The sequence below is a fragment of the Arthrobacter sp. Soil762 genome, assembly GCF_001428335.1.
Taxonomy (GTDB): Bacteria; Actinomycetota; Actinomycetes; order Actinomycetales; family Micrococcaceae; genus Arthrobacter.
This window is the reverse complement of record NZ_LMSG01000020.1, coordinates 247,295-259,628: the sequence shown is the minus strand read 5'-3', so window position 1 is coordinate 259,628 and position 12,334 is coordinate 247,295. Positions and strand designations below refer to the sequence as shown.

12 protein-coding genes are annotated in these 12,334 nt (G+C 64.9%); 5 read left to right on the top strand and 7 right to left on the bottom strand.

The genetic code is table 11. The annotated features are described in order from the left end of the window. Window positions 1-161: 161 nt before the first annotated feature. The 3 genes from nac (at window position 162) to ASG77_RS17390 (ending at window position 3,023) form a co-directional block, all read left to right on the top strand. Window positions 162-1,079 carry a nitrogen assimilation transcriptional regulator NAC gene (gene nac / locus ASG77_RS17400; protein ID WP_056347819.1) on the top strand — a complete coding sequence of 306 codons (918 nt, stop codon included), beginning with the start codon at window positions 162-164 and terminating at the stop codon, window positions 1,077-1,079. 116 nt (window positions 1,080-1,195) lie between these two features. Then, window positions 1,196-1,489: a hypothetical protein gene (locus tag ASG77_RS17395; RefSeq protein ID WP_235564634.1), complete on the top strand. Its 294-nt coding sequence runs from the start codon at window positions 1,196-1,198 to the stop codon at window positions 1,487-1,489. A 241-nt stretch (window positions 1,490-1,730) separates the two neighbouring features. Next, window positions 1,731-3,023 (top strand): ISL3 family transposase, encoded by a 1,293-nt coding sequence (locus tag ASG77_RS17390; RefSeq protein WP_056347817.1) that lies wholly within the window; start codon window positions 1,731-1,733, stop codon window positions 3,021-3,023. A gap of 71 nt (window positions 3,024-3,094) precedes the next feature. On the opposite strand, the gene ASG77_RS17385 is transcribed toward ASG77_RS17390, so the two are convergent. Together ASG77_RS17385 and ASG77_RS17380 are read right to left on the bottom strand one after the other, a co-directional pair. Further along, a complete protein-coding gene (locus tag ASG77_RS17385; RefSeq protein ID WP_056347816.1) occupies window positions 3,095-3,775 on the bottom strand; it encodes a 4-carboxy-4-hydroxy-2-oxoadipate aldolase/oxaloacetate decarboxylase in 681 nt (226 codons plus the stop codon). Between the two features lie 26 nt (window positions 3,776-3,801). Further along, window positions 3,802-5,010, bottom strand: coding sequence for an aspartate transaminase (locus ASG77_RS17380; RefSeq protein ID WP_056347814.1), 1,209 nt, complete (start codon window positions 5,008-5,010; stop codon window positions 3,802-3,804). Window positions 5,011-5,225: 215 nt separating this feature from the next. Between ASG77_RS17380 and ASG77_RS17375 the strand changes: the two genes are divergently transcribed. Beyond that, on the top strand, window positions 5,226-5,810 hold the full coding sequence (locus tag ASG77_RS17375; protein WP_156380366.1) for a hypothetical protein: 585 nt from the start codon (window positions 5,226-5,228) through the stop codon (window positions 5,808-5,810). A 4-nt stretch (window positions 5,811-5,814) separates the two neighbouring features. Here ASG77_RS17375 and ASG77_RS17370 read toward each other — a convergent pair whose 3' ends face one another. The 5 genes from ASG77_RS17370 to ASG77_RS17350 all read right to left on the bottom strand — a co-directional run bounded on the left by ASG77_RS17370 (window position 5,815) and on the right by ASG77_RS17350 (window position 11,086). Then, window positions 5,815-7,044 (bottom strand): beta-ketoacyl-[acyl-carrier-protein] synthase family protein, encoded by a 1,230-nt coding sequence (locus ASG77_RS17370; protein WP_056347811.1) that lies wholly within the window; start codon window positions 7,042-7,044, stop codon window positions 5,815-5,817. 6 nt (window positions 7,045-7,050) lie between these two features. Beyond that, entirely contained in the window at window positions 7,051-8,664 is a 1,614-nt protein-coding gene (locus ASG77_RS17365) for a peptide chain release factor 3 (RefSeq protein ID WP_056347809.1), read from the bottom strand. Window positions 8,665-8,837: 173 nt separating this feature from the next. Next, on the bottom strand, window positions 8,838-9,071 hold the full coding sequence (locus tag ASG77_RS17360; RefSeq protein WP_056347807.1) for a hypothetical protein: 234 nt from the start codon (window positions 9,069-9,071) through the stop codon (window positions 8,838-8,840). 506 nt (window positions 9,072-9,577) lie between these two features. After that, window positions 9,578-9,892 carry a COG4315 family predicted lipoprotein gene (locus tag ASG77_RS22050; RefSeq protein ID WP_156380365.1) on the bottom strand — a complete coding sequence of 105 codons (315 nt, stop codon included), beginning with the start codon at window positions 9,890-9,892 and terminating at the stop codon, window positions 9,578-9,580. 678 nt (window positions 9,893-10,570) lie between these two features. Then, complete coding sequence (locus tag ASG77_RS17350) at window positions 10,571-11,086, bottom strand: hypothetical protein (protein WP_056347803.1); 516 nt, start codon at window positions 11,084-11,086, stop codon at window positions 10,571-10,573. Between the two features lie 697 nt (window positions 11,087-11,783). Between ASG77_RS17350 and ASG77_RS17345 the strand changes: the two genes are divergently transcribed. Continuing rightward, the gene (locus ASG77_RS17345) at window positions 11,784-12,326 is read left to right on the top strand and encodes a TOPRIM nucleotidyl transferase/hydrolase domain-containing protein (protein ID WP_056347801.1); all 543 of its coding nucleotides are present in this window, start codon (window positions 11,784-11,786) and stop codon (window positions 12,324-12,326) included. Window positions 12,327-12,334: the final 8 nt, after the last annotated feature.

The following is a 12,334-nucleotide window of genomic DNA, read 5'->3' as shown; positions in this document are numbered from 1 at the left end:
TGGATGGAGAGGTATAATCTGCTTGTCACAGAAATTGTGTTCTGAAGATCAACCTAGTGTCCGAGATGTGGATCACACAAAGACCTATTGCGTATCCCTCCATAAAATCCGGATATGACCCGTCGGGGCTTCAGGGCGCCGCAGACGAAAGAAACGCCGGTATGGACACTCGAAAACTCGCCTACTTCGTGAAGATTGTTGACTCAGGGAGCATCACGAAGGCTGCCGCAGCCCTGCACGTGGCCCAGCCCGCCCTGAGCCAGCAGGTCTCCGCGCTGGAAACCGAACTGAAGCAGCGGTTGCTCATCCGCAGTAAGCAGGGCGTGCAGCCCACAGCCGCCGGCCACACGCTCTACCGGCACGCTCAGACCATCCTTCGGCTGGTCGAGCAGGCCCGCCAGGATGTGGCGAGTTCGGGGGCCGCCCCTGCCGGCCGCGTGTCGATAGCGATCGCACCGTACAGCATGGCTTCGAGCCTCACGCCGCGCATTATCAGTGAAGTAGCGCGGCGCTACCCGGACATCGTGCTCCACCTGACGGAGATCTACGGCGGTGTACTGAGCGAAGCCATTAAGAACGGCAGGCTGGACATGGCCCTGATCTACGAGCCTGGGCCCATCCGCGGCGTGCAGTTCACCACCATGATCGTGGAGGATCTTCACCTGGTGGTGAACGGCAAGAACAAAGCGGCAGCCAAGTCGGGCGAGATCACCCTCGAGGAGGCAGCGGAATTCGGCCTGTTCCTTCCCGAGCAGAACCACACCCTGCGTCAGATTGTAGAGTCCGGCATGCGGGACAAGGGACTCAGCCTTCGCTTGGTGGGCGAGGTGGAATCCGTGCCTTCCCTGACCCGGCTCCTGCGGGCGGACATGGGCGCCACCATCTTGCCGAAGTCAGCAGCCGACGCACTTTTCCACGAGGAAGACTTCCGGGTCCTGCGGATTGTTGATCCCGGGCTGCAGTGCAAAATAGCACTCTGCACACCGGATCACGAACCACTGTCAGAGGCGGCATCGGCCGTCCTGATGGTGTTGAAGGAAATGCTCCAGGAGATGCTGAGCGCTAAATACACAAGGTAGCTTTGGATCCAAAGCTTTTCCTTATCAGGGCACGTGGATTTGGTCTTAGTAAACGCGCTTCCGTGAAACTAATCTTGAAATATGAAATGCCGGATGAACCGGCAATCATTTCTTCAGTGGAATTAGTTGATTGGGAGCACATCGTGAAAAAGATCAGCAGTGCGCACCGGGTCCCTTCGAGCGGGAGCCGCTTGGCGGCGAGAACCGGATCCCACTGCCCCGCGAACGGGTTCTGGCTTCCCGAAGGACAGCCCGGTCAGGCCGTGTTTGTGTTTGAAGGCAGCATCATGCCCAGGGGCGCGTCGGGGGCGACGCTCTGGCTCCTGGACGAGACTGCCACCGGTCCGGCCGCCTATCCCCTGCCCGGACCACAGCTTTCCGTTTCCAGGTCCCACTCGCTGGTTGGCTGAAATCGGCCGGTTCGCCAAAGCACGCTTCAGCACAGCCAAAGAACGCTTCAGCACAAGAGTCCATGTCCGGCCGGACATGGACTCTTCTCGTTGAGTATGTATGCAGGTGCGCAGGGTCCGCCGCTAAGCCGGCTCTTCGTGGTTGGTGGGGAATTGATTCCGTGTCGTAGATGACAGAAGGGCCCGTGGCCCTGCTGGGATGAGTGTGTCTAGCATTCAACCAGGAACAGGACCACGAGCCTTGACTGAGCCTACCGGGGTGGCCTCCGACGCTGCCACCAGCATCTTCAACCTGCCCGACTACCACGTTATCTCTGCCAGTGTGCTGGCCGACGGCCGGCGCCGGGTCATTGTCGAAACTGACCAGCCACCGGGCTGTCCGACCTGTGGTGTTGTGGCTTCCCGGCGGAAAGAGCGGCGTCTCCAGCGGATCAGGGACATTCCCGTTGCCGGGGCCGTAGAGGTCCTCTGGTCCAAGTACCGCTGGTACTGCGAGGAACGAGCCTGCGCAAGGCTCTCGTTCTTTGAATCCACTACCCAGGTCCCGCGCCGTGCGCGTTCCACCGGCCGGCTCCGTGACCACGTCGTTGACGCTGTCATCCGCTCCGGCCGGGCCGTCTCGGAGACCGCCGCGGCGTTCGGGGTCTCGTGGTGGATGGTTCGTGCCGCGTTGAATGAAGCCTGCCTGCTCACGCTGCCTGATGTCGATGAACTAAGTCCGCGGATGCTGGGCATTGATGAGCACAGGTTCCGGTCCGTGCGGTTCTTCCGCGACCTCGGGTCCAGCTCGTGGATCAGGCATGAGCCGTGGATGACAACCATCGTTGACCTGGACACCGGGCGGGTCCTGGGCGTCGTCGATGGCCGGGACCACAGGGGCGTCGGAGACTGGCTCTTCGCCCGCCCGCTGGACTGGCGCCTGGGAGTGCAGGTCGTCGCGATCGACCCGTCGGCTGCTTTCCGAAAAGCGTTGAGGATGTGGCTGCCTCGCACCGCTGTCGCGGTCGATCACTTCCATCTGGTCTCCCTGGGCAACCAGGCCATGACCGAGGCCCGGCAGAACCTGTCCCAGCAGGTCAAGGGCCGACGCGGTCGCGGCGTGGACAAGGCCTGGGCGCACCGAATGCTGCTCTTGCGCGCCGGCGACACGCTCACCGGGAACGCGGCACACCGCCTGGCCGAGGTCTTCGCCGCCGACGACCCGACCGGCAAGCTCGAAGCGGTCTGGAAGGTCAAGGAACAACTGCGGGCACTGCTCCGCACGAACTCCCTCGCCGACGCAGCCGCCGCGAAAGAGGGCCTCAAAGTCCTGGTTGAGGCTGCCGCGCGGCCCGAGACAAACAAGCTCTACCGGACCGTGTGCCGGTGGTGGAACGAGATAGAAGTCCTCATTGTCACTGGCGCCACCACCGGGAAGGTCGAGGCCAACAACACCGGGATAAAGCACATCAAACGCACCGCGCGCGGCTATCGCAACCCCGGCAATTACAAATCGGTTATCCTCATGAGAAGTGCCGTCCGGACGGCGGCATGACACTCATCAGGAATCCATTTCCCCATGAATCGCGAAGAGCCGCTAAGCCGCGGCACACCCTGCGCACATCGTCAGCTGGCGTCTTCGACCAGCAGGCCCTTGGCCTTGAGCACCTCGGTGAGGTTGCACAGCTCGATGGTGGTGCCGCCGGCCCTGTACAGGCCGATAAGTTCGCGCTCGGCGTCGTCCCGTTCCTGGGACAGCCGGATGACTTCCTCGATCTCGTCCTTGCGCACCACAACCACGCCGTCGGCATCGCCGCGCAGGATGTCACCGGGGTAGATGATCTCGTCGCCAAAAACCATGGGGTGATTGATGGGGCCGATGGTTTCCTTGACCGTTCCCTTGATGCTGACGCTGCCGGAGAACACCGGCAGGCCCAGTTCGATCAGGTCCTGGGTGTCCCGGACCCCTGAGTCCGTCACCATGGCTGCAAGGCCCTTGGCCTTCATGGCGTTGCCCAGGACGTCGCCAAACGTCCCGGCCTCTTCGAACTCGCCGGCGGCAACCAGGACAACGTCGCCCGGCTCCGCATAATGGATGGCAACCTGCAGCATCAGGTTGTCGCGGGGTGCGCAGCGGACCGTCGTGGCGGGTCCACAGAAGGACATGCTGCGGTCAATCGGCTTGATCTTCGAGCTGAGCGCACCCTTCCTGCCCTGGGCTTCGTGGATGGTCGCGGAGGAGAACTTGGACAGCCTGAGGACGGCGTCCGCCGTCGGCCTGTCAACGTTTGTCTTGACGTGGATCATGTTGTGTCCTTCGGTTTGGGGATTGATCAGCTGAGGGCTTGGACGGCTTTGTCGATGGCGGCGACAGCCTCTTCGATGACGGCCAGGCTGGTCGCATACGAGATCCGGAAGTACGGCCCGAGCCCATAGGCGGAGCCCGGAATGGCAGCGACGGACGCCTGGTCGAGGAGGTAGAGCACAAAGTCCTGGTCATCTCGGATGACGCTGCCGTCCGGCGTCGTCTTCCCAAGTACCCCGCCGCAGTTCACGTAGGCGTAGAAGGCCCCCTCCGGCGTCGAGCATGACAGCCCGGAGACCGCGTTCAAGCCTGCGACGGCGGCGTCCCGGCGGCTGCGGTACACCTCGCCGCTGGTGCGGATGAAGGACTGGTCTCCCGTGAGCGCGGCCGCGGCCGCCGCCTGGCTGACCGACGACGGGCACGACGAAATCTGTGACTGCAGCTTGTTGATGGCACCGATCAGGCCGGCCGGGCCCGCGCCGTAGCCGAGCCGCCAGCCCGTCATCGCGTACGCCTTGGAGACGCCGTTGACCACCAGGACGCGGCCCTTCAGTTCGGGAGCCGCTTCCACGAGGCCTGTCAGTTTGCCTGCACCGAAGTAGATCTGGTCGTAGATTTCGTCGGTCAGGACAAGGACGTGGGGGAAGGCGGCCAGGACGTCCGCGAGCGCGCGCAGTTCGGTGCGTGAGTAGACGGCCCCGGTGGGGTTGGAGGGGGTGTTCAGGATCAGCCACTTGGTCCGGTCGGTGATGGCAGCGCGCAGGGCGTCGGGGGTGAGTTTGAACCCCGAGTCCTCGCCGCAGGGGACGATCACGGGCCGGCCGTCGTTGGCCAGGACCATGTCCGGGTAGGAAACCCAGTACGGCGCGGGGATGATGACCTCGTCGCCTTCGTCCAGGGAAGCCATGAACGCGGTAAAGATGACCTGCTTGGCCCCGCCGCCGATGGTTATTTCGTTGGCAGAGTAGTGCAGGCCGGTGTTCAGCTCCAGAGTCTGAAGGATGGCCTTCTGCAGGGCCGGCGTCCCGGTCACGGAGGTGTACTTGGTTTCGCCGGCGGCTATTGCCTGCACGGCCGCGGCCTTGATGTGCTCCGGCGTATCGAAGTCCGGCTCCCCCACGGTGAGGTCAAGAATGCTGCGGCCCTCTGCTTTGAGCTCCCGGACGCGGGCAGCAGCGGCCACGCTTGGAGACGATTTGATGCGTGAAACACGCGATGCAGGCACGAATTCAGACATGTTCTCTTCCAATGGTTCATCAGTGAGGGGACTTGTGTCTTTCGAGCCTATGGACTGCAGGCTGCTGTGGATAAGACGTATTCTGCGTGGACGGATAAGGAAGCCTTATGGCCCCGACCCCACACGATTCACTTATTGCCGCACCGGATTTAGGTATTTCCCGGGAGCCGCGGACGCGCCTAGCGTTGTGCGTACTGTTCAACGGAGAGGAACCGATGGCCCGCCACCAACCTGCAACGGCAAGGGACGGCGGGACACTGCGGCGCCCGGGGCGATCCTCAGCCCGGGGAGGCTACCGCTATCGGGGCGATCAACGCCGGCAAGCGGCGGACCAGCAACGGGTGGAGTTCAGCCGGTTGCTCACGGACAAGCAGGGCGCCATCCGCTTCCGGTCGAGCCGGATCCGGTCTCTCGGGGCAAGCCTTAACCAACTGGTGGCGCAGGCCCTCCGGGACGGTACTCCCGTCGCGGACCTGGTCCGGATCACCCGCCTGTCCGCCCTGGCGGTGCGGCGGATCGGCCGTGCCTTCGACGATCTGCAGCCGACAGGACTGGCGGCGGCCGAGCACCTCGGGGCGATCACACGACTGCTGCGGGAACTGACCGCCTTGGAGGATTCGAAGGCAGCAGTTGAAGTGGAGCGCCTGCACCTGTTGGCCGAGGCCAGCAGGCAGCAGATTCTGGACGAATTCGAGCTGGCATCGCTGACAGGACTCAGGCCTGAACAGATCAAGAAAATGACCCGCGGTGTCGCGGCGCAGCCCCGCAGGAATTTCGCGGACCACCGCGCCACCGGCTGACCGGCTAGCTGGCCGTGATCACCAGGGCAACGCTGTGTCCGCCGAAGCCAAAAGCGTTCACAAAACCGGCGGGGGCGGAACCGGGCGCGAGCGTATGGGCCGTCTCCGTTACGACGTTCAGGTTCACTTCGGGGTCCAGCGCCTCGACGTTCGCGGTTCCGGGGAGCTGCCCGGTCTGCAGGGCCTGGACCACCACAACCGCCGCGAGCGCACCGGCGCCGCCCAGGAGGTGGCCGGTGTGGCCTTTGGTGGAGGTCACGGGCACGTCGGCACCGAAAATGGCGTTGATGGCCTGGGCTTCAAGCCGGTCCCCCACCGGGGTGGAGGTGGCGTGCGCATGGACGAAGCCGATCTCCGAAGCCACCATTCCGGCCGAGGCCAGGGCCTTCTGCATGACCCGCCGCTGCATGGCCGGGTCCGCCGCCACGATGTCGTTGGCGTCGGAGGTTATCGCCCCGCCGGCCACTGCGCCGAGGATGGCGGCGCCGCGTGCCCGGGCGTGGGCCTCGCTCTCAAGCACCACAATGCCGGCGCCTTCCGCGAGGACAAAGCCGTCGCGGCCGCCGTCGAACGGGCGCGAGGCGAGCTGGGGTTCGCCGTTGCGCGTGGAGAGTGCCCGGATCTGGGAGAAACCGGTGATCACCAGGTCGTTGACGGAAGCGTCCACGCCGCCGGCAATCACGACGTCGGCCGCGCCGGAGCGGATCATTTCGGCACCTTGGACAATGGCTTCAGCGCCGGACGCACAGGCGCTGACAGGCGTCCGGGCTCCGCCGCGGGCGCCGAGGTCAATGGAGACCCAGGCCGCGGGGCCGTTGACCATGAGCCGGGTGAGGGTGTGCGGTGAGACCCGGCGCGGGCCGCCGCTGGCGAGCGCACGGTCCTGTTCCAGAGTGGAGCCGAGGCCGCCGTAGGCGGAGCCGATCACCACGGCGAACCGTTCGGGGTCGACGTCGGGCGCCCCCGCCTGCTGCCAGGCTTCCCGGGCGGCCACCAGCGCCAGCTGCCCGCACCGGTCCATGCGCTTCAGCTCGCGCGTGGTGAGGTGCTCCGAGAGATCCGCGGTGACCTGTCCGGCGATGCGCACGGGCAGCTGCTCCGCCCAGTCCTCGTCCAGCGCGGCGATGCCGGACTGTCCCGCCAGGAGGCCGGTCCAGGTCTCCGCCACGGATGAGCCGAGTGGGTTGATGGTGCCGACGCCGGTGATCAGCGCGCGGGGTTGGTCTGCAGGCATTGGTCGCTACTTTGCGGGGTTGTGGGTGCCGATGGGCACGAGGGTCAGATCGGGGTGGTTCTTCTCGATCCGGCGCAGGGCCCAGACGTCGTTGAACAAGGCGAGGTATTCGCCGTCGGACCTCAACAGCACCTCGGCGCCGGGCACGTTGGCCAGCGCGGGCATGGCGTCCGCCGTCGAAATCCTGGCGATGGAGTACGGAAGGCGTTCCAGCCGCATGGGGGCGCTGAAGTCATGCGCCATCCGGTCCTCCACCACCTCGAACTGCATGGGGCCGACGGCGGCAAGCACCGGCGCCTGGTCGCCGCGGACGTCGGAGCGGAGCACCTGGATGACGCCCTCGTGCTCGAGCTGCTCGATGCCGCGGCGGAACTGCTTGAACTTGCTGGGGTCCTTGGACCGGGCCACCTGGAAGTGTTCCGGGGCGAACAGCGGGATGGCCGGGTACTCCACCGCGCCTTCGAGGAAGAGGCTGTCGCCCACGCGCAGCGTGGAGGCGTTAACCAGGCCCACCACGTCGCCGGGGTAGGCCTCATCGATGACCTCGCGTTCGCGGCCGAACACCTGCTGGGCGTACTTGGTGGCGAAGGACTTCCCCGTGCGGGTCTGGGTGACCACCATGCCGCGCTCAAAAACACCGGAACAGACGCGGATGAAGGCGACATGGTCGCGGTGGGCCTTGTTCATGCCGGCCTGGACCTTGAAGACAAAGCCGGAGAACGACGATTCAACCGGGCGCGGGCTGCCTTCGACGTCGGGCCGGGGCGCGGCGTGCGGCGCGAAGTCCACTAGGGCGTCCAGCAGTTCCTTCACACCGAAGTTCAGGGCGGCGGAGCTGAACAGGATGGGGGTGGCGGTGCCTGCATGGAAGGCGTCGACGTCGAATTCGAGGTTGGACTCGATGACCAGGCCGGCCTCGTCCACGGCGTCGGTCCAGTTGCTGCCCTGCGTCTCCGCGGCCTCTTCGGGCGTGAAGTACTCGGTCAGGGCGATGTTGGCGCCGGAATTGTTGCGCTGGAAGCGGGCGAAACGGTCCTGCCGGAGGTCCCAGACGCCGCGGAAGTCGCCGGAGATGCCCACGGCCCAGGTGAGCGGCATCGGCTGCAGCCCGGTGCGCTCGGTGAGCTCGTCCATCAGCGCCAGCGCGTCCAGGCCGGGCCGGTCCCACTTGTTGATGACGGTGATGATGGGCAGGTTGCGTGCCTTGCAGACTTCGAACAGCTTCATGGTCTGCGTTTCCAGGCCCTTGGCAGCGTCCACGAGCATCACTGCGCAGTCGACGGCGGCCAGGACGCGGTACGTGTCCTCGGAGAAGTCCGCGTGGCCGGGGGTGTCCAGCAGGTTGATGACGGTGTCCCGGTAGGAGAACTGCAGGGCCGCGGAGCTGATCGAGATGCCGCGGTCCTTCTCCATCTGCATCCAGTCCGAGACCGTTTCCTTGCGGTTGGCCTTGCCGCTCGAGGCGCCCGCGGTGCCGATCACCTTCGCATGCAGGGCCAGGGCCTCGGTGAGGGTGGACTTGCCGGCGTCGGGGTGCGAAATGACAGCAAAGGTCCGACGCCGGGCCGCCTGTTTGTGAATCTCGTTGACCCGGGCGGGGCTAAGGACATCTTGGGACACGGTGCTACTTTCGCTGCGGTGGGGTTACCCCAAGGCGCTCGGCAGGCCTCAAGGGGAAGCATGGCTCTGTGACAGCCAAGTTCCAAGTTTATCGCAGCGGCGGGCTGGCTCCGAAGGTGGCAGCTTGCCGCCCCGGAAACCAGCAGTTCAAGACTGCGAACCCCGCACGGCTGTCAGTCGCTAATCGGGTCCTCATCGTTGGCGACAGCTTCGATCCAATCCACAGCCTTGTCCGAAAGCTGGGGACCGTCTGCTGATTCGCCAGCCCACCACCCAGCATCGGTCGTGCCGCCCGTAACCGCCATGATGTCGGCGATGACATGCGGCGGCAGCGGCTCGCCGTTGTGCTCAATGAGCCAGCTGCGTGTTTCCGCCTCGACCAGAGGCCACCACTCGAAGATGTTCATCAACGCAGTGTTGCACCGCCGAATTCCTATGTACAGATTCCGCCGTGGGACGAGCTCCGGCAAAGGCACATGTTTAAGGAGCGCAGGTTCCACGTTGCCGGCGCCCCAGAGGTGTCCCGTTTGGGGATCGGTCTACGGTGCGCCTCAGTCAGACGCCAGCGGCTCCGTCCATTCATTTACTGGCAGCCTTTCTCGCAGCAATGCGGATTGACCTGATCCAAGAATCATCTCGGTGTCGAGATGGGCTGGGTCGACTTGTCTGATGAGCTCGCGACAGCGTCAGCAGGGAGGTAAAACGCAGCGCAAGCCGTCACCGTCTCGCCAAACGGCGACGATCTTTGGCGACCTGGTACTCGCCGCTGTGAGCTGGCCAAGTCTCACCCGCACCTCAACATCCCTGGTGGCTGCACCGTCGAGTTTCACGAGGCGCAGCCAGTCCCCGGATGGTGAGCCTACGCCACGTAGCTGCAGGATGCGCCGCCGATTCGGCTCCGCCTGCACTGCAGCTACGGGGCTCGGATCCCGTCCGGATCTACGACCCACCAGAGCCCCCCGTGGGTCGAGACGTTGTGGCACTTCACCTCGCCAGGCCCCTCGTGCGCGTAGAAGTAGAGCGGATGCCCGTTGTAGGTGACCTGGGTCGTGCCGTCCCGCCGCTTCGTCGTCCCCAGGAGCGCTGAGTCGACCTCGCCGCTAGCGGTCGGCGCTCCGTCGGTCAGCACGGGTGGCCACGCTTCAGCGCAGTCGTCGTAACACTCCGGCTTGATGCTCTCCTCACTCTCCCAGATATAGATGGCCTGCTTTTTGGCATCGAAGAGCATCTGGCCGAAGTCGCTCGCGGCTGTGGTGATCGTGGTGCCCGGCTCTCGCGCGCTGGATGGCTGACTCGGCTGGGGTTGCGGGCTCTCGGGTGTCGTAGTGCTCGCCCTCGGAGGCGGGGTAAAGTCCGGGGCCTCGCTCGAGGTGCTGCTTGCGCAAGACGACGCGACGAGTGCGAGGACCACCGCAGCCGCCGCTCGCAGTCCGGGTCTGGACACGCTGTGCTCCTATCGGCAGGAGCGGGCGCCTCCGGCCAGGTCTTCGGGGTTGGTGATGATCAGACAGTGGGGCAGTTCGGTTCCCATTATCTCAGCCTTTGTCGAAAATCGGCGGGCGGAAGGCGGCGAGTCCGGTCTTGGGGGACTGCCACCCGACTCGCCTGGGTCAGTGAGCGGCTGTGGCCGTCAGGGTGCGGGGCGACGGCGCCCGGCAAGCAGGACGGTGCCGAGCAGCAGCTTCAGGACGACGAGGCCGAAAATCGCGCCGTACTAAGGGGCCGCTTCAGAAAAAGGGAAAAAATCGTACGCTAAGGCCGTGTGGAGAAAAGTAACGGCTGGACCGCAGCTTGTCGATGGAAGCGGGCCAAAGTCCGCCCGTAGGGGGAACCTTATCCGGGACGCTGCAACGTTCCGATAGCGGATCTTTACGCGACGTTACCAGCAGCTGGGCCGGGACCTTTGTCAGCTATCCGCTAGTGGAATCGGGATGGGTGTGATGTCGCCTTTGATCACAATGCCCATGTTGGCCGCTTCGGCCCGGAGCCACTTGTGGCCTTCGTCGCCAAGGTACCGGAGGTCATCTCGGACTTCGATGGCGCCACGACGCCCTGGTCGGATTACCCAGCCGACCACGTCTTGGCCGCCCCGCGGGTACCCGGCTCTGAGTGCGGCTCGATGGATGTCCTTCGCGGTGGCTCCTGTGCCGAGTTCAGCGTTCAGCCGGGCAACCGCGCCTAGGAAGGCAACCGTAACCATCTTGTCCTCACCTTCCGAGCCTCCGTGTTGCTTGAGCCGAGGAGTGATCGGTGGTTCGTCCAGGAGCGGGTCGTACTCCGTTTGTGAACCGGCACCCGATGCGAAGACCTGCTGCGTCGACGCTTGCGCTGATCGGTCGACCTCGTGGCGGTCATCCAGCACGTGCAGAAAGGTGCGAGCGGCCGCAGCCAGCGCATTGGTAAGCCGGGCTATTTCATTCATATCGAAATCCTCGTTTCTCAGGAGGCTCCAGAAGTCCTCCTAGGACACTGTAGAAGGCTCTAGAGTCACTGTCAATGCCTTGGACTTGGTACGGCCCGTAAGCCGGTCCCCCACCGGCGCCAGCCCGCTCACAATTTCCCGAATCTCGCTCGCCGAGATTCCGCGGCCGCTCGATTCCCGTAAGACCCGCCCGAGAAAATGCCCGGTGAAGGGGATAAACGGTACCCTTCATGAACCACGACCGGACTCCTTTTCGGGTACGCCCGCGTATCCACCAACGACCAAGACCTCACCGCCCGGAAAAACGCCCTGGCCGCTCCGAGGTAACGCCGGACAAGACCCTTCACCGACCAGGGCCTTACGCGTGGCAACCGGACGCGGCCGGGACACACGGAAGCGCTGGCTGCCTGCCGGGCGCGGATCCGCGAGGGCATGAAGGTCGTAAAAGCAAAGGTCGCTTCCGGGGAAACGGCCCAAGCTTTCCAAGAAAAGCGGGAAGCCCACATGGTCTCCGCTCCCCGGGCAGGGACGCACACTACGGTGGAGCTTGCCGAACTCTTCGCGGTGACGCGCCCAGCGGACTAACGCGCACAACCCTCCGACCACTTGCCTAAGAGCCCAGTAGCCGGATTTTTCCGGACGTGCCAGATCTGACGGCAACCCAGCCGCCCAGGCTGGCGTTCGGCATACTGGTTCCATGCAGGCGACGACGGTGTTGGTTGAGGGCGAGAGTGACCGGCTGGCGGTGGAGACGCTGGCCGTGCGCCTTGGCCATGACCTGGCGGCCGAGCGGGTGACGGTGGTGCCGATGGGAGGCGCCACCAGCATCGTCCGCTTCCTCGACCTCTACGGCCCGAACGGCGCAGGCCACCGGCTGCTCGGCCTGTGTGATGTGCGGGAGTCCCGTGGCATCGCCCGTGCACTCGGCCGGGCAGGCTTCGGGCCGGGCCCGCTGGCCGAGCTTGGCTTCCACGTCTGTGACGCCGACCTGGAGGACGAACTGATCCGCTGCCTGGGGATCGATGGCGTGCTCGACGTCATCGCGGCTCAGGGCGAGCTCGCGTCGTTCCGGATCCTCCAACGCCAGCCATCACAGCGAGAGCGGCCCATAACGGCGCAGTTGCGCCGGTTCTTCGGGGGACGCAGCGGTAACAAGGTCCGGTACGCGCGTCTGCTCGTCGACGCATTGCCAGAGGGGCAAGCACCACCGCCGCTGGCCCACCTCGTTGCCTCATTCTGATGTGGTGG